We start from the raw sequence: 16,871 nt of genomic DNA on the forward strand, positions 1-16,871 counted from the left end.
GGGTTGGTCACCGCCGACGCGTCAGCTGTCTTCGTGATCGACTGACCCGGGGTCCGTGTTCCGGTGATGGTCACGGTGTCGTTGCCGGTGATCGGGGTTCCGGTCGGCGGGGTTCCGCTGATCGTGGCCGTGTTCGCGATCGTGCCGGCATCAACATCAGCCTGCGTAACAACGTAGGTTGCTGTTGCGGTGACGGTCTGGCCGGGCAGGAGGGTCCCTGCGGTTCCGGGCCAAACATAAGCCACCGCGGACAGACCCGGGAGCGGATCCGTGATCCCCACGTTGGTCAGGGTCACGTTCCCGCTGTTGGTCGAGGAGAACGAATACGTGACCGTTTCCCCTGCCACCAGAGCGGTCTTATCCGCACTCTTATCGAGGCTGATGCCCGGGGTGGGCGGGATGTCGGTGTCGGTTGTTGCCGGCGGCGGGGGTGTGATGCCCGGGACTCCCGGCGGGACCTCGGCGGTGGGCAGGGCGCTGTTGGCGACGTGTCCGGCGTCGATGTCTGCCTGGGTGATCGCATACGTTGCGGTCGCGGTCACGGTCTGGCCGGGCAGGAGGGTCCCTGCGGTTCCGGGCCAGGTGTAAACCAGTGCCGAGAGGCCGGCGAGCTGGTCGGCGATCGCAACGTTCGTCAGCGTCACATTCCCGGTGTTCTGGGAAGTGAAGGAGTAGGTGATGACCTGACCGGCAACGGCCGGGTTGGTCACCGCCGACGCGTCAGCTGTCTTCGTGATCGACTGACCCGGGGTCCGTGTTCCGGTGATGGTCACGGTGTCGTTGCCGGTGATCGGGGTTCCGGTCGGCGGGGTTCCGCTGATCGTGGCCGTGTTCGCGATCGTGCCGGCATCAACATCAGCCTGCGTAACAACGTAGGTTGCTGTTGCGGTGACGGTCTGGCCGGGCAGGAGAGTCCCTGCGGTTCCGGGCCAAACATAAGCCACCGCGGACAGACCCGGGAGCGGATCCGTAATCCCCACGTTCGTGAGGGTCACGTTCCCGCTGTTGGTCGAGGAGAACGAATACGTGACCGTTTCGCCGGTGACCAGAGTGGTCTTATCCGCGCTCTTGTCCAGTGATACAGACGGGGCGGGGGTCGATGGGATGGTGACGGTCGATGGGTCAGATGGGATGGGAGTGGTGGATCCCGGCGGAGTGCCGTTGGCGGTGGCGGTGTTGACGAGGGTTCCCGCATCTACGTCAGCCTGAGTCAACGTGTAGGTTGCGGTACAGGTCTGGGATACCCCGACCGCGAGAGTGCTGGAGGGGCAAGTAATCGCAGACATGGAACCGGTCCCTGAGAACGCGGTTTCGTTGACGGTGATGTTGTTCATTGCTACTTGCCCGGTGTTGGCTACGACGAACGAGTAGTTAATGACCTGCCCTGCCGTGTAGGAGGCCGCATTTGAGGGTGAAGCTGATTTCGTCAGTGAGAGTGCAGCGGGTTTTGCGGCATTGGTGATGCTGCAAACGTAGTCGTCGGCGACTGTCGGGGTGAAGGTCCACTGCGGTCCGGTACCCGTCAGCGGCGGTGAGGTGCCGGTGGTTGTTCCGGTGCAGCTGGCGTTTTTGGTGTAGTTGCCGATGTCGGTGCCTGCAGCCATGGCGTCGGTCAGTGTGTAGGTTTTTCCCAGCCCGATCTGCACGGCCGGGCTGGTGGCAGTTGTGTCGGTGCCGGCGGTGGTGGCAGACGTAAGCACCGCGGCGGCGCTGTCGCTGGCGCTGACCGTGAACTGGTCGGCGCTCTCGAACCTGCTGCCAACAGTCTTGGTCACACTCACGGTGGGGCAGAGCACGCTTGGCCTCATCTGGGCCATGAAACCTTCAAGCATCGGGCCGCTCTTGACCTGCACAACGATCGAGTTCGAGCCGGTGACCCAGTTGTTGGTCAAGGTAGTTTGCGAGGCTGTGCTGAGTACGAAGCCAGGGAAGGTGTAGGGGTTTGAACTGCCATTCTGGGGAAGTCCGGTAGTTTGTGCGCTTTGGGCGACCCCATTGACGTACACCTGAGCGACGGAGTTGTCAGCCAGGAAGTTCATGGCCAGGGCAAACTTCGTCGGGTCAACTTCCGCGGCCAAATTGAAGTCGTAGCGGTAGTACCAGGATCCTGCAAAGGTAGGAGACCCGGGCTGGTTGGGGCTCGCCTGGGTCTGCTGGGAGATCCACTGGGCGTTGTTATACGGGCTGGTCGCCCAGCCTCCTGGAGCAAGGTTGTTGACGTTGGCTGCCTGCCAGGTCGCATCCGCCGGGGGTAGTGAGGTGCCCATCCACGGATTTACCTGGGCATTCGCCCACGTATCGTTCCAGTGAGGACCGGAAACCTGCCAGACCGTATCCTTCGTGCCGTCAGCCTTAACGCCACCGGTCGCTGCGTTGAACCCTGTGTTGAAGAGGTCGGGGTCCGCGGAGCAGGTAATGAGCGGCACTGAGGAGGGGCAGCCCGTGGCTGATGCGGAATTGTTGGCAGCGTTTGAGTCCGCTTCGTTCGCCAGAACGTTTGCGGTGTTGGTTATGCAGGCTGTCATGCTGGCTGGAGCCTGTGCCGTGATGTTGAAGGTCTGTGATGCGCCGACTGCAAGGGTTCCGCTGACGCAGTTCACGGTGTTTCCACTGACATTGCAGCCAGCGTTGGTGGTGGCCACAGTTGTCAGGGGTGCAGGGACCGTGTCGGCAACGACGAAGCCTGTTGACACACCCGCACCGTTGTTCGTAACCGTAAGCGTGTAGGAGAGGGCACCTCCGGGGAGGAATGTTGCCGGACCGGTCTTGGTAATTGCCAGGTCCGTGGGGATACCAGGCGATGCCGTCCCGTCGTTGTTGGTGTTAGGGGGCCCGTCATTGATGCCGACGATCGTGAACGTCGGGTTGAGTGTTACTGAGTTGGCTACGCTGATCTGGACAACGTTGCCGGTCGAATTACAGGAGAACCCAAGGTTGCCGTTACCGTACGTCCAGGCCGCACCCGCCCCGCCGCCGACACAGGGGGCGCTCGGCAACGTCCACGTCTGGATGTTACCCGTGGTCGGATTGATACGGACGATCTTTCCGTTCAATAAATTCGTTCCCAATGCCCAGAAGAACCCGTCCTTGAATGTCCAGTCGGCACCGTCGCCGCCCAGCGGGTCTATGGCACGGACCAGCGGTATGGTGCTCACCAGGGTTCCGGTGGTGACATTGATGACCAGCATGCTGGCCGACCCGGCGTTGGCAAGATAAAAGTTTCCGTTCGGTCCGAAGGTACCGAGCACTCCAGGACCGAAGGTTGAGGTACCCACACGGGTAATGAAGCCGTCCTGACCTATCCTGATCAGCGCGCCTACAGGTACCAGGGCTCCATTGCTGTCAGTACCGGCCGTCAACGCGTTGGCATACAGGAAGTTGTTCGCGGTGTTGTACGCGACGGCGTTGTACTGGAAGTTGGCTGCAGAACCCACCGGGGTGAACGTGGTTGTCCCCGTCCCGCTGGTGGCGGCAGCGTAAAGCCTCGTGGGTGCGCCCTGGACAATAAAGACGGTGGCGGCCGCGGAGTTGAACGCGTCACCGGGTGCCGCCTGGGCAGGTGGAGCCACGAAGGTCGGGGCAACAACACCCAGCAGCCCAAGGAGGAGAGCGAAGATCAGGGACGCGGCCGTACCGCGCCGGGCTTTAGTGTGCCGGGGTTCTCGGTGACGGCCCCTCGGGGCTGCTCGCCTCCGACCGGGTTGCCTCCCCACATCACGTGACGAACCGCTGTCTGATGGTGTCTGTGCGAGCATTTTTTCCCCTGTTTTCGCCGACCACAGAGAATGCGAGACCTTGGCTGATTTCGAATCAGTCAACGGTTCAGTTCGTCAATGAGGCAGACGAGCCGAGCAAACCCAGAGCCGAATGTTGAGACGCAAAAGACTCCCCCTGCGTCACCTTCACAATGGGATAACCGCCAGGGAATCATTTCGTGACGCCAGCCACTTATGGGGCGGGGGCCAGGGCAAACAGGGGATCAGCCCTACAAGGCTGGGCATTGCCGGAAGCCGTAGCGGATGCCAGGTTCCTACACCGTCTCCCACGGCGCCGCAGCAAGGAAATTCGACATGAACTCGGCCATCTTCAGCATCATGACAATAAAAAACAGTGCAATAATCCCGGTGGCGATCCAGACCGGCCCGAGCCCCCTGCCTTGGGCTACCTTGTGGACTATCACCGAACGGCCCACCACATAGATAATCCCGCCCAGGCAGGACCAGGCCCAATGGAAGGGGCGGACCACACCGCTCCTGCCGAGCATTTGCCAGTCGAGATAGGACAACACGACCGAGCCGGCGGCGATCCCCCAGCCCGTCACGTTCATCAGAACATAACCCGGAGTCATCATCGAGAAGGGATCGGGAACCTTGAGGTTTTCTCCCGGCAGGACGCTGTACGTCAGTGACGGGCTCCACAGCATCAGGGAGACGACGGATAGCAGCGGAAGCAGGGTCACGGCCCAGATGAACGGGTTCCCGACAGGGACGGCCGGGGGAAGCTCGGGACGCCGTCGCATCATTGCGGGATCGTAGCTCGTTGCCCACATCCGGCCATCCCACCACCTCAATCCCGGCACCCCTGAGGGATCCGGGTACCAGCCAGGAGGAGCCGAGGAGGCATTCGGGAACTGTGTCATTGTGCTCCTTTACGGCAGAAGGCCCGGCGCTTCCCAGCGCCGGGCCATTTCCCCTGTGGTTATGCTCCGGTCTATCACAGAGGTTCGCGGGAACGGGTCATTGGGGCGTTACGTACGCTCCCGAGATACCGCCGTCGACCAGGAAAGTGGAGGCCGTCATGAAGGACGAGTCGTCACTGGCCAAGAAGGCCACGGCGGCGGCAAGTTCCTCCGGTTCGGCGAACCTGCCCAAGGGAATATGAACCAGGCGCCTGGCCGCCTTCTCCGGGTCCTTGGCGAACAGCTCCTTCAGGAGCGGAGTGTTGACCGGTCCCGGGCAGAGGGCATTCACACGGATGCCCTGGCGGGCGAATTCGACGCCGAGTTCCCGACTCATGGCGAGGACACCGCCTTTGGAGGCGCTGTAGGAGATCTGCGAGGTCGCTGCCCCCATCACGGCGACAAAGGAGGCCGTATTGATGATGGACCCCTTGCCCTGGGCCTGCATGTACGGCAGGGCATATTTGCAGCAGTAGAACACCGAGGTGAGGTTGACTTCCTGGACCTTGCGCCAGGCGTCGATGCCGGTGTCCAGGATGGAGGCGTCATCCGGCGGGGAGATGCCGGCGTTGTTGAACGCAATATCAACGCTGCCGTAGGTTTCGTTGGTCACTGCATAGAGGTTTTTGACGTCCTCTTCGCTGGTGACGTCCACTTTGACGAAAAGGCCGCCCACTTCTTCCGCAGCGCGGAGGCCTGCGGTGGGGTCGACGTCGGCGATGACTACCTTTGCCCCTTCGGAAGCGAGGCGGCGGGCAGTGGCGAGCCCGATTCCGCTGGCTCCGCCTGTGATGACGGCGCTGCGGTCCTTGAGACGGTTTGAGATAACTTCGATCATTGCTGGCATCCTTGCTCTTGCTTGGGCGCTAAGCCCGGGTGGAAATAAAGACGTTCTTCGTTTCGGTGAAGGCGTTCAGGGCATCCGGTCCGAGCTCGCGTCCGAGGCCGGACTGTTTGAACCCTCCGAACGGGGTTGAATACCTGACCGAAGAGTGCGAGTTCACGGAAAGATTTCCCGATTCCAGACCGCGAGCCATCCGCAAGGCGCGTCCAACGTCCCGGGTCCAGATGGAGCCCGAAAGCCCGTAAATCGAATCGTTCGCCAGCCGCAGGGCGTCCGCTTCGTCGTCGAACGGTACGACGGCGACGACGGGGCCGAAGATCTCCTCGTACATGACCCTGTCGCCGGGGGAAGGAGTGAGAACTGTTGGAGGAAACCAGAAGCCCCTCCCGGTCGGAGCCGAGCCGCGGAACGCGACAGGTGACCCCTCCGGGACATACCCGGAAACCGTCCGGTGCTGGGCCGCGGAAATCAGCGGCCCCATGAACGAGGACTCATCCCCCGGATCCCCGACATTCAAGGCCTCAACAATCGGCTGCAGCAGCCCAAGGAACTCTTCATACACGCTGCGCTGGACCAGGATCCGGGAACGGGCACAGCAGTCCTGGCCGGCGTTGTCGAAGGCCCCGCCGGGTGCTGCAGCAGCCGCTTCTCCCAGATCGGCGTCCGCAAAGATGATGTTGGCGCTCTTGCCGCCCAGTTCGAGCGTGACAGGTTTCAGCTGGTCTGCGCAGCCCGCCATGATGCGCTTGCCCACGGCTGTAGATCCTGTGAAAACCACCTTCCGTACTGCCGGATGAGTGACAAACCGCTCCCCCACCACTGAGCCCTTGCCAGGAATGATGGTCAGCACGCCCTCCGGGATACCGGCCTCACGGGCAAGCTCACCGATCCGAACGGCTGTCATCGGTGTCAGCTCGGCCGGTTTCAGGACAACAGTGTTGCCGGCGGCGAGCGCGGGGGCGAAACCCCACGCTGCGATGGGCATGGGAAAGTTCCAGGGAACGATGACACCCACGACGCCGAGGGGTTCGTTGAAGGTTACGTTGATGCCCCCTTCCACCGGTATCTGCTGGCCCAGGTGCCTCTCCGGAGCAGCAGAATAGTAGGACAGAACGTCCCGGACATTGCCTGCTTCCCAGCGGGCGTTGCCTATGGTGTGGCCCGCATTGAGCACCTCAAGTTGGGCCAGATTCTCCAGATCGGAATCCACGGCGGCGGCAAAGCGGCGGAGCAGCAATGCCCTGTCTGCCGGAGCTACCTGCCGCCAGGTTTCAAACGCCTCGGCGGCTTTTTGGATGGCCCTGTCCGTCTCCTCGAGGGTCGCCAGCTCCAGGGTGTGGATGACTTCCTCGGTAGCCGGATTTAGTACCTCATACGTACTGCTGGACATCAGCAGAACCCTCCATTCGATGTGTTCTGTAACGGCGTGCTTCCTCGATGAACCCGCTGAACAGCCGCAGGTCATTCGGGTTTTGTTCAGGATGGAACTGGACTCCGAGAACCCAGCCGCCCGTTGTTGTTTCGACTGCTTCCACTGTCCCGTCCAAGGCCTCCGCGGTGACGCGAAGGCCGTGTGCCACCTCATCGATCGCCTGATGGTGGTAGCAGGGCGCACTGGCCCGCGGACCCAGCAGCTGTTCGCTGATACTGCCGGAGATTGTGGTGAATTCGACGTCCCCGAAGACGCCGGGAGCAGGCTGGTAATCTGCCTCGGGATTCACGTCCGGAATGTGCTGGAGCAGGGATCCGCCCAACGCAACGTTGAGGATCTGGGCTCCGCGGCAAATGGCAAAGAGCGGCACTTCGTATTCCAAAGCAGCCCGTGTAAGGGCGATGTCATGCTCATCCCGGACAGTCTGGGAGCGAGTCAGCGGGTGAGGCTGCGCACCGTAGTACTCAGCGCCGACGTCGGATCCCCCCGAGATGATCAGCCCGTCAAGCAGATCAACAAATGACGGATCTGTTCCCACCGGTGGCAGCAGGACCGGGGTGCCTCCGGCTGCCACCACCGCCTGGACATAGGTTCCGGGCAGGATGGCGGCTTCCGCGGTCCAGACACCCCAGGAGGCCTCCTGGTAGTAGGTGGTCAGGCCGATGCGCGGACGGTATGAACCAGGGTCAGAGCCGCTCAAAGACACGCTTCCGCTCCCAATCCGTTACTGCACCGTCAAAGGCCTTCAGTTCGACGTCGGCGGCGTGGACGTAGTGGTCCACCACCTCATCCCCGAACGACTTGCGCGCAATCTCGCTTCCGGCCAGCAATGCCCGGGAGTCCCGGAGGTTGCTGGGGATCCTGGCCGCATCTGAGAGGTAGGCGTTGCCGGTCATGATCGGCTCGAGCGGGAGTTCGTTTTCAATGCCGTATATGGCTGCCGCAATCAGTGACGCTGCAGCCAGGTAGGGGTTGACGTCTCCTCCGCCGACGCGGTTCTCGACCCGCATCCCCCGGCCGCGACCCACCACACGCAGGGCACAGCTGCGGTTGTCCAGGCCCCAGGCGATTGCGGTCGGCGCAAAACTACCCTCAACAAAGCGCTTGTAGGAATTGATGTTGGGCGCCTGGAAGTACGCCAGCTCCTGCAGCGCAGCCAGCTGTCCGGCAATAAAATGCTCCATCAGAGGGCTGAAACCGTGCCCACCGTCTCCGGGCAGCACGGGGTTTCCATCCAGGTCCGTGAGGCTGAAGTGGATGTGGCAGGAGCTGCCTTCACGTTCGTTGTACTTCGCCATGAACGTGATGCTCTTGCCGTGCTGATCGGCGATTTCTTTGGCACCGTTCTTGTAAAAAGCATGGTTGTCGCACGCCGTCAGGGCCTCGGCGTAGCGGAAGGTGATTTCCTGCTGGCCGTAGTTGCACTCCCCTTTGGAAGATTCGACGACGAGTCCCGCCTTTTCCATGTTCGTCCGGATGCTGCGGATCACCGGTTCCAGCCGCGCGGTGGCAAGCAGGGAGTAATCCACGTTGTAGCTCGTGGACGGGGTCAGGGCCTCGTACTTCTTGTCCCATGCTTCGGAGTAGCTGTCATCGAACATGATGAATTCAAGTTCGGTGCCAATGTGCGCGCGGTAGCCCAGGTTCTCCAGCCGCTCGATCTGGCCCCGCAGGATCTGCCGCGGCGACTGCACTACGGGGCTTCCGTCAAGCCACAGGATGTCGCACTGGATCATGGCGGTGCCCTCGAGCCATGGCACCAGGCGCAGCGTGGAAACATCCGGACTCATCACCATGTCCCCATACCCGTTGGCCCAGGAGGACATGCTGTAGCCGTCAATCGTATTCATCTCCACGTCCACGGACAGGAGGTAGTTACAGCCTTCTGCCCCGTGGCCAAGGACGTCTTCGAGGAAGGACCTGGCGCCGCATCGCTTGCCCTGCAGCCGGCCCAGGGAGTCGGTGATGGCAACTACCACCGTATCGATTGTGCCGGCATCCACCATCTCCCTTAGTTCGTCGACGCTCAACGGGGCATTTGATGCGGATCCAGCTGATTTGTCTGAACCATCTAATACGTGTGTCATTTTCTTCCGTAACCTTGTCTTCATCAGGGATCAGGAGCCTTGGCTCACCGTCCCGCCGGAACTGTCAGCGCTGAAGTTCGGCCTCGGCCGCTGCCAGGTGTGCAAACTCTTCCTCAGGGGCACCCGCCACGATGTGGTGCCGGCTGTAGAACCAGTAGTAGAGCAGTGCTGCCCCGAAAATAGCCGCGGTGATGGTTGCAGCAAAGACGTCGACGACGAAGGTGGCTACGACTGCCACGAGCGCCAGCACCAATGCGACGGAGGTTGTCCAGATGCCGCCCGGGGTGCGGTAGCCGCGCGGCAGGTTTGGCTCCTTTATGCGGAGCACAATGTGCGACAGGTTCAGCAGCACGTAGGAGACGGTGGCGCCGAAGACGGCAATGTTGATCAGCAGGGCGCCGTTGCCGGTGGCTGCTGCCAGGATGAAGCCGATGGTGCCCGGAACGATGAGCGCCAGGTAGGGCGTGTGCCTCTTGCCCGTCAGGGAGAGCCATTTCGGCAAGTACCCAGCCCTTGAGAGTGCAAACATTTGCCGTGAATAGGCGTAGATGATGGAGAAGAAGCTGGCCACCAGCCCTGCGAGGCCTGCGTAGTTGACGAAGTCGGCCAGGAAAGTGTTCCCGCCGTAGGCCAGGCGCAGGGCCTCCGGCAGCGGGTTGTTTGACGTGCTCATGGCTGTGGAACCGGCGGCGCCAGGGACAAGCACCAGCATCAACGCGCCAAAGACGACGAGGATGGCCATCGCCGCGATGATTCCGCGGGGCATGTCCTTCTTCGGATTGGCGGTTTCCTCAGCGGCCAGCGGAACGCCCTCTACTGCAAGGAAGAACCAGATGCCGTAAACGAGTGCACCAACAATGCCGCTGATGCCCATGGGCAGGAACGCACTGGATGCAGGCGAGCCATTGGGAACGATGTCGAACAGCTTGGCTGCGTCGAAGTGCGGGATGAGGCCAATCACCACTGCGAAGAGGGCCACCACTGCCACTGCCGTGATGCCGAAGATCAGCTTCAGGGCCTCGCCAACGCCCCGGAGGTGGATGCCGATGAAGATCGCATACGTCACGAGATACACGGGCCACGAGTTGGTGAGGCCGAACAGCCCCAGCGCCTCCACATAGCCGCCGATAAAGATAGCGATAGCGGCAGGAGCCACGGCGTACTCAATGAGCACCGCCATTCCGGTGGCGAAGCCCCCCAGCGGGCCCAATGCCCTGCGGGCGAAGCCATAGCCGGCACCGGCGGTGGGCAGGGTGGAGGAGAGTTCCGCCAGGCCGAAGACCATGCACGCGTACATGATGCCCATCAGAACGAATGCGATGAGGAGGCCGCCCCACCCTCCCTGCGCCAACCCAAGGTTCCAGCCAGCAAAGTCCCCCGAAATGACGTAGGCGACGCCCAGGCCAGCCAAGAGAATCCAGCCCGCTGCACCCCGTTTCAGCTGCCGGTGTTTCAGGTACCCGTCATCGTCCTTGAGTAAATCCGCGCTGGGGGTTGACATCCTGTTTCCTTCTTTCGAGGGACCATGGTTTCAATGGACTATTTTTAGTCCACTGGCTCCTGCCCAAGTGTGGTAGAGGTCACCGCGGGAGTCAAGCTTTTTCTTTTGCCGCCATTGTGGCAAGTATCGGCGATCCGGCTCATTGGTACTTTTCCGGGCGGTTTAGGATGGGAGAATGGATCAGGTGCCGTTCGAAACCCCAGCGTCCCTGCTTCGGCCTGTCAGGCATGGAAACGCCTTTGAAGAAACAATCGAACGTCTCCTCCAGACCATCAAGCTGGGCCTGTTTGCAGCCGGCGACAAATTGCCCCCGGAGCGTGAGCTTTCCGAGCAGCTCGGCGTTTCCCGGGCAACGCTGCGCGAGGCTCTGGCTGAACTCCAAAAGGCTGGATACGTCGAGGTTCAGCGCGGCCGTTACGGCGGAACCTACGTCGCCCTGAAACTGCCGGCGGGACGGGGCAAGGGCACTGCCCTGGACCCGGCAGAAGTGGACGATGCCCTCGCCTTCAGGAGCGTGCTGGAACCTGCCGCGGCTTCACTTGCGGCAAGGGCCAAACTCTCAGCACGGGAACGCCGGCATCTGCTCGACACATTGGCGGACGTTGCCACCGCCCCGGCGGAGCTTTACAGGCCCAAGGACGCGCGTTTCCACGTTGCTGTAGCCGAACTCGCGGGTTCGCCGAGCCTGGCAGCTGCTGTGGCCGATGTGCGTGCCCGGATCAACGATCTGTTGGACCGCATCCCGTTTCTGGAGCCCAACCTGGAACACTCCAACCGCCAGCACCAGCGCATTGTGGACGCCATCCTTCGCGGCGATGATGAGGAGGCGCGGCAGGCAATGGAAGACCACCTTCTTGGCACGGCTTCCCTGCTGCACGGATTCCTCGGTCCGGGGGAAGAGCGAAGTGAAATCCCAACCCAGCCCAACTGAGTAGCAGTAGGTGCTGTTCTGAGCGCTCAAAACCGCAACTACTGCTACCTAGTTGGGGTGGCAGGCCGTTACTTCGCCGGGTTGTGCGTTCCGATGGGAACCAGGGTCAGCTCGGGAAGGTTCTTTTCGATCCGCCGGAGCGCCCAGACGTCGTTGAACAGGGCGAGGTATTCGCCGTCGGAACGCAGCAGCACCTCAGCGCCGGGAACGTTTGCGAGCGCAGGCATGGCATCCGCCGTCGAGATCCTGGCTATTGAATACGGGAGTCGCTCAAGCCGCATAGGCGCGCTGAAATCGTGGGCCATGCGGTCCTCCACCACCTCGAACTGCATGGGGCCGACGGCGGCAAGCACCGGCGCCTGATCACCGCGGATATCCGAGCGGAGGACCTGGATGACGCCCTCGTGCTCGAGCTGCTCGATGCCCCGGCGGAACTGTTTGAAGCGGCTCGGATCCTTGGAGCGTGCCACTTGGAAGTGCTCGGGCGCAAACAGCGGGATGGCCGGGAATTCGACGGGCTGCTCAAGGAACAGGCTGTCTCCCACCCGCAGCGACGACGCGTTCACCAGGCCCACAACATCGCCCGGATAGGCCTCGTCAATCACTTCGCGCTCCCGGCCGAACACCTGCTGGGCGTACTTGGTCGCGAACGATTTGCCGGTGCGGGTCTGCGTGACCACCATGCCGCGCTCAAAGACCCCGGAACACACGCGGATGAAAGCAACGTGGTCCCGGTGGGCTTTGTTCATACCGGCCTGGACCTTGAAGACGAAGCCCGCGAACGGAGCGTCAACGGGCCGCGGGGCGCCGTCCACATCCGGGCGCGGCGCTGCCGGAGGAGCAAAATCCACCAGGGCGTCGAGGATTTCCTTGACGCCGAAGTTCAAGGCTGCGGAGCTGAAGAGAATGGGGGTTGCCTTGCCGGCGTGGAAGCTGTCGACGTCGAACTCGAGGTTCGATTCGATCACGAGACCCGCTTCGTCCACGGCGTTGTCCCAGTCGTCGCCCTGGCTGGCAGCGGCCTCTTCGGGGGTGAAGTACTCAGTGAGGGCGATGTTTGCGCCGGCGTTGTTGCGCTTGAACTGGGCGAAGCGGTCGTTGCGGAGATCCCACACGCCGCGGAAGTCGCCGGAGATTCCGACCGCCCACGTCAGCGGCATGGGAAGCAGCCCGGTACGTTCGGTGATTTCGTCCATCAGTGCCAGGGCGTCCAGGCCCGGACGGTCCCATTTGTTGATAACGGTGATGATGGGCAGATTGCGCTGTTTGCAGACCTCGAAGAGTTTCATGGTCTGCGTTTCCAGGCCCTTTGCCGCGTCCACGAGCATCACTGCGCAGTCGACGGCGGCCAGCACCCGGTAGGTGTCCTCGGAGAAGTCGGCGTGGCCGGGGGTGTCCAGGAGATTGATGACGGTATCCCGGTAGGAGAACTGGAGGGCTGCGGAGCTGATGGAAATACCGCGGTCCTTCTCCATCTGCATCCAGTCCGAGACTGTTTCCTTGCGGTTGGCCTTGCCGCTGGAGGCCCCGGCCGTGCCGATAACCTTTGCGTGCAGCGCCAGCGCCTCGGTGAGCGTGGACTTGCCGGCGTCGGGGTGGGAAATAACAGCGAACGTCCGACGCCGGGCCGCCTGTTTGTGAATCTCGTGGACTCTGGCGGGGCTAAGGACTTCTTGGGACACGGTGCTACTTTCGCTGCAGTCAAGGGGAACGCGGAGGGGATCTGGGTGCCGGGTGCGTGGTGCACTCGGTGGTGCAGTCCGGTTCCCAAGTTTATCGCAGCCCGCCCGGGGACGCTGATGGGCGGACGAAAACGGCCCATCTCCGGGCGGCACGGAAGGCACCTGCCGGGCCCTTTCCGGGGACGTCAAACGAGGCACTTTAAGGCTTGTCCGTGCGGTTATTGGACACCTTTACCTCTATGATGGTGCTTGCGGGAAAACGAGTACTTTTTATCTTGTCGGAGCTCTTCTAAAACCGGCATACCTGCGGGCTCCGGCCCGCACCTTTGAAGGGAAAATCTATGGCTCGGAGCCCTGAAGATTCACTCAAGGCGACTCTGGGCAGAGTGGCTCCCGGAACGGCGCTGCGCGACGGACTCGAACGCATCCTGCGTGGACGCACCGGTGCCCTTATCGTTTTAGGTTCTGACAGGACCATCGAATCCATCTGCTCAGGTGGTTTCGACATCGGCATCGACTTTTCCCCCACGCGCCTGCGCGAGCTGGCCAAGATGGACGGGGCCATCATTTGCGATAAGGATGCCGGCAACATCCTCCGGGCCGCCGTGCAGCTTGTTCCGGATTCCAGCATCGAAACCCAGGAATCAGGCACCCGTCACCGGACCGCTGAACGCGTGGCCATCCAGACCGGCGTTCCCGTTATTTCCGTCAGCCAATCCATGCAGATTATTGCCCTGTACGTGAACGGCCTGCGCCACGTCCTGGAAGGCTCAGAAAAGGTTCTGGCCCGTGCCAACCAGGCCCTCGCCACCCTGGAGCGGTACCGTTCCCGTTTGGACCAGGTCACCAGTTCGCTGTCCGCCCTGGAGATTGAAGCCATGGTTACGGTCAGGGATGTTGCCGTCACACTGCAGCGCCAGGAAATGGTGCGGCGCATCTCGGAGGAGATCTCGCAGTATGTGCTGGAATTGGGCGAAGACGGCCGCCTGCTCTCCCTCCAGCTTGATGAGCTTACGGTGGGCCGAGGCCCGGGCAGCGACGTCATTATCCGCGATTACGCCGGGCCGGACGCCTCTCCGGAAGACATCGACGGCGCCGTCAATGCCCTGGTCAGCTTGGGCCCAACTGAACTGATCGATCTGGGCAAGATCGCCCATATCATCGGTTTTGCCGGTGGTGTGGAAACGCTCGACGCCGTCGTCCAGCCCCGCGGTTACCGGCTCCTCTCCGGACTCAAGGCTGTCCCGAAAGCCGTGGCCGACCGCTTGGTGGACCACTTCGGCGGGCTGCAGAACCTTATGGCCGCCACCATTGACGACCTCATGACAGTGGACGGCATCGGCGATCAGCGTGCCCGGACCGTCCGCGAGGGTCTGAGCCGCATGGCAGAAGCCAGCCTCCTGGACCGCTTCCTGTAGATAGCGCCACCACTCCCGGACTTCGGCCTCCCGGTTTGCAGCGTGCACAGCGGGTAGGGTGTCTTTGCCCTCCCCATGTTTGAAGAAAGACAGAACAATCGCACACCGCACCGCTAAAGTCCTGACCTCCCTGGCCGCCGTTTTGTTGATCGGAGGGCTCGCGGGATGCGGTGCGGTTAACTCCGCCGTCGCCGATGCGGTGGAGGCGGTTCAGGAAGCAGGGCCTTCAACCCCGGGCGGGGCCACTTCAGGATCCGCCACCAATGGCGAAGCTGCGGCCGCACTTGAGCAATTGAACGCCATCCCCGTGAAGGGCCGCGCCCCTAAGACCGGCTACAGCCGGGAGGAGTTCGGCGCGGCCTGGGCCGACGTCGACCATAACGGCTGTGATACCCGCAACGATATCCTCGCAAGGGACCTCGAAGGCGAGACGTTCAAGGCGGGCACGCACAACTGCATAGTGCTGACCGGAAAGCTTGCCGACAGGTACACCGGCACCACCATCAGCTTCGTCCGGGGCGCCGACACCAGCTCGGAAGTCCAGATTGACCACATCATTCCGCTGTCCCTTGCCTGGCAGACCGGCGCCCAGCAGATCTCCGAAGAACAGCGACGGCAGTTCGCCAACGATCCCCTGAACCTGATGGCCGCCGATGGCACCGCGAACATGAGTAAAGGCGATAAAGACGCCGCCAGCTGGCTGCCGGCCAATAAGGCATTCCGCTGTGAGTACGTGGCGCGGCAGACGGCGGTGAAGGCCAAATATCAGCTCTGGGTTACCCAGCCGGAACGCGACGCGATCGCCGGAATCCTGTCCGCCTGCAAGTAGGACTGGGGCGCACTGACCGGGGGTCCAGAATGGAGAAAAGACAGTGGCGAAGGAGGAGCATTTTGAACGACCCGCAACAGTGGAAAGGCGTGCTGTCCATCCTCGCAAATGAGAACCTTCGGCTTGCCGCCGCGGAACTCATCCTCGAAGAAGCGGCCACATCAGGCCGATCCCTGACCGAGGGACAGCGGAGGAAAGCCCGTGACCGCCTTATGAAATCAAGCCTGTTCCGTAGCGAGGATGGAACCTTCAACTCTTCCTTCGTGACGGAGATTCTCGGCTCCGCCAACGAACCCGGCGGCACTTCCGGAGTGGAACGCTTCCTCGCAAAGGGGAGGATAGAAACGTATCCCACCCGGGCGAGGCATCGGGATGAGGTGCTGGCCTGGGCCTGCGCCAAGGTCATCAGCGGCGGAGAAATCCTGAGCGAAAAGGCCATCAACGAGCGGTTGAAGACGGTGGCCGACGACCACGTCTTGCTGCGGCGATACCTCGTTGACGGCGGCTGGCTGGTGCGGACCGCCTCAGGCTCCGAATACTCCTTGGCCCCAGCACCCCCGGGCAATCGCGGTTAACCGGCTTGAGCGGCCCTGCCCCGCTCAACCGTTGCTGGCTGGCAACGGTTATGCGGGCAAGGGCCGGTTGTGCGGCTACTCGTGCGGGACACGTGCGGGGCAGGGCCGGGCTGCGCAGCTAGCCGAGCTGGAAAACCGCCTTGGGGCTGGTCTTGGCCCCGAGCTTGGCCGTGAAGACGTAGTATGCGCCGCCTGCACCGGGCTTCGCCGAGACAGGCGAACAGCCGGGCACACTGCGGTTGCGAGGCCAGGGGAAGTTGGCGGTTTCGCTTTTCCCCGGTGCGATGGTTTTTATCAGGTCCTCGCTGCTGGCCTGGCAGTCAAGGGAGGAGAAGATCCTGTCTGAGCCACTTGTCACGAGGAATTCCATCTGCGACGTGCCGATATTGACGTCGCAAGGCTGCTGGCCTCCATTGGTGACCTTCAAGCTCAGCAAGGGGTTTTCGCCATCGCCATACGCGGGCTTATCGGTCGACGCTGTAACTGTCACCAGGCTCTGGTCGCAGCTCGGGGTCGCGGAAGGGGAGCTGGGCGCCGCGGCGGAAGCGTCCTCTCCGGCGGTTGGCTGCGGAGAAGCGTCAGAGCCACCTTCAGGGGGGCGGCCACCATCGGTGGAAGAGACGTGCTCCTTGTCCCCGTTCAGCGTCCCTGACAGTGCTGCAAAACCTCCGACCCCCATGGCCAGCACCATAAGCAAAGCGACCCCCACGAACAGACGGCGACGGCGGTATACGGCGCTGACAGACTTGCCCCCGGATTTGCCGCGTGACGTTCCAGCAGACTTTCCTCTGGAAGCGCCGTTTGAGCCGCCCGTGGGTTTCCTTCCGGAGGATGTCCCCTGCCGTGAACCGTTGTTTCCTGTGCTGCCTTGCCTGACCATATCTTCTAGGCTAG

Annotated in this window: 13 protein-coding genes; 4 read left to right on the plus strand and 9 right to left on the minus strand. The window is 62.3% G+C overall.

The genetic code is table 11. From position 1 onward, the window contains the following. From MU551_RS05000 to eat, 7 genes are all read right to left on the minus strand, one after another. Positions 1-3,755 (minus strand): CLIPPER-2 domain-containing protein (locus MU551_RS05000; protein ID WP_247041177.1); only part of this gene is annotated, 3,755 nt, incomplete at its 3' end. 275 nt (positions 3,756-4,030) lie between these two features. Then, positions 4,031-4,639 carry a DUF2510 domain-containing protein gene (locus MU551_RS05005; protein ID WP_247041179.1) on the minus strand — a complete coding sequence of 203 codons (609 nt, stop codon included), beginning with the start codon at positions 4,637-4,639 and terminating at the stop codon, positions 4,031-4,033. 97 nt (positions 4,640-4,736) lie between these two features. Beyond that, the gene (locus tag MU551_RS05010) at positions 4,737-5,516 is read right to left on the minus strand and encodes a 3-oxoacyl-ACP reductase (RefSeq protein WP_247041180.1); all 780 of its coding nucleotides are present in this window, start codon (positions 5,514-5,516) and stop codon (positions 4,737-4,739) included. 28 nt (positions 5,517-5,544) lie between these two features. Continuing rightward, positions 5,545-6,912 carry an aldehyde dehydrogenase family protein gene (locus MU551_RS05015; protein WP_247041183.1) on the minus strand — a complete coding sequence of 456 codons (1,368 nt, stop codon included), beginning with the start codon at positions 6,910-6,912 and terminating at the stop codon, positions 5,545-5,547. After that, the gene (locus tag MU551_RS05020; protein ID WP_247041185.1) at positions 6,893-7,660 is read right to left on the minus strand and encodes a gamma-glutamyl-gamma-aminobutyrate hydrolase family protein; all 768 of its coding nucleotides are present in this window, start codon (positions 7,658-7,660) and stop codon (positions 6,893-6,895) included. Before MU551_RS05020 ends, MU551_RS05015 begins: the two co-directional genes overlap by 20 nt. Continuing rightward, positions 7,641-9,041 carry a glutamine synthetase family protein gene (locus tag MU551_RS05025; protein ID WP_247041187.1) on the minus strand — a complete coding sequence of 467 codons (1,401 nt, stop codon included), beginning with the start codon at positions 9,039-9,041 and terminating at the stop codon, positions 7,641-7,643. The genes MU551_RS05020 and MU551_RS05025 overlap by 20 nt, the downstream gene beginning before the upstream one ends. Positions 9,042-9,105: 64 nt before the next feature. Next, positions 9,106-10,542 carry an ethanolamine permease gene (eat, locus tag MU551_RS05030; RefSeq protein ID WP_247041189.1) on the minus strand — a complete coding sequence of 479 codons (1,437 nt, stop codon included), beginning with the start codon at positions 10,540-10,542 and terminating at the stop codon, positions 9,106-9,108. Between the two features lie 175 nt (positions 10,543-10,717). On the opposite strand from eat, the gene MU551_RS05035 reads away from it, so the two are divergent. Then, the gene (locus MU551_RS05035) at positions 10,718-11,473 is read left to right on the plus strand and encodes a FadR/GntR family transcriptional regulator (RefSeq protein ID WP_247041198.1); all 756 of its coding nucleotides are present in this window, start codon (positions 10,718-10,720) and stop codon (positions 11,471-11,473) included. Between the two features lie 68 nt (positions 11,474-11,541). Here MU551_RS05035 and MU551_RS05040 read toward each other — a convergent pair whose 3' ends face one another. Then, positions 11,542-13,155: a peptide chain release factor 3 gene (locus tag MU551_RS05040; protein ID WP_247041200.1), complete on the minus strand. Its 1,614-nt coding sequence runs from the start codon at positions 13,153-13,155 to the stop codon at positions 11,542-11,544. A 341-nt stretch (positions 13,156-13,496) separates the two neighbouring features. Between MU551_RS05040 and disA the strand changes: the two genes are divergently transcribed. The 3 genes from disA (at position 13,497) to MU551_RS05055 (ending at position 15,977) form a co-directional block, all read left to right on the plus strand. Further along, positions 13,497-14,573 (plus strand): DNA integrity scanning diadenylate cyclase DisA, encoded by a 1,077-nt coding sequence (gene disA, locus MU551_RS05045; RefSeq protein WP_247041202.1) that lies wholly within the window; start codon positions 13,497-13,499, stop codon positions 14,571-14,573. A 79-nt stretch (positions 14,574-14,652) separates the two neighbouring features. Continuing rightward, a complete protein-coding gene (locus MU551_RS05050) occupies positions 14,653-15,402 on the plus strand; it encodes an HNH endonuclease family protein (RefSeq protein ID WP_247041204.1) in 750 nt (249 codons plus the stop codon). Between the two features lie 62 nt (positions 15,403-15,464). Then, positions 15,465-15,977 carry a DUF2087 domain-containing protein gene (locus tag MU551_RS05055; RefSeq protein ID WP_247041207.1) on the plus strand — a complete coding sequence of 171 codons (513 nt, stop codon included), beginning with the start codon at positions 15,465-15,467 and terminating at the stop codon, positions 15,975-15,977. Positions 15,978-16,095: 118 nt separating this feature from the next. On the opposite strand, the gene MU551_RS05060 is transcribed toward MU551_RS05055, so the two are convergent. After that, positions 16,096-16,857: a hypothetical protein gene (locus tag MU551_RS05060; RefSeq protein WP_247041208.1), complete on the minus strand. Its 762-nt coding sequence runs from the start codon at positions 16,855-16,857 to the stop codon at positions 16,096-16,098. Positions 16,858-16,871 lie beyond the last annotated feature (14 nt).

Source organism: Arthrobacter rhizosphaerae (assembly GCF_023062595.1).
Classification (GTDB): Bacteria; Actinomycetota; Actinomycetes; order Actinomycetales; family Micrococcaceae; genus Arthrobacter; species Arthrobacter rhizosphaerae.

Excerpts from the sequence above, each read along its gene's own strand:
- MU551_RS05005 (WP_247041179.1), bottom strand. The coding sequence starts at position 4,639 with ATGACACAGTTCCCGAATGCCTCCTCGGCTCCTCCTGGCTGGTACCCG.
- MU551_RS05010 (WP_247041180.1), bottom strand. The coding sequence starts at position 5,516 with ATGATCGAAGTTATCTCAAACCGTCTCAAGGACCGCAGCGCCGTCATC.
- MU551_RS05015 (WP_247041183.1), bottom strand. The coding sequence starts at position 6,912 with ATGTCCAGCAGTACGTATGAGGTACTAAATCCGGCTACCGAGGAAGTC.
- MU551_RS05025 (WP_247041187.1), bottom strand. The coding sequence starts at position 9,041 with ATGACACACGTATTAGATGGTTCAGACAAATCAGCTGGATCCGCATCA.
- eat (WP_247041189.1), bottom strand. The coding sequence starts at position 10,542 with ATGTCAACCCCCAGCGCGGATTTACTCAAGGACGATGACGGGTACCTG.
- MU551_RS05035 (WP_247041198.1), top strand. The coding sequence starts at position 10,718 with ATGGATCAGGTGCCGTTCGAAACCCCAGCGTCCCTGCTTCGGCCTGTC.
- disA (WP_247041202.1), top strand. The coding sequence starts at position 13,497 with ATGGCTCGGAGCCCTGAAGATTCACTCAAGGCGACTCTGGGCAGAGTG.
- MU551_RS05060 (WP_247041208.1), bottom strand. The coding sequence starts at position 16,857 with ATGGTCAGGCAAGGCAGCACAGGAAACAACGGTTCACGGCAGGGGACA.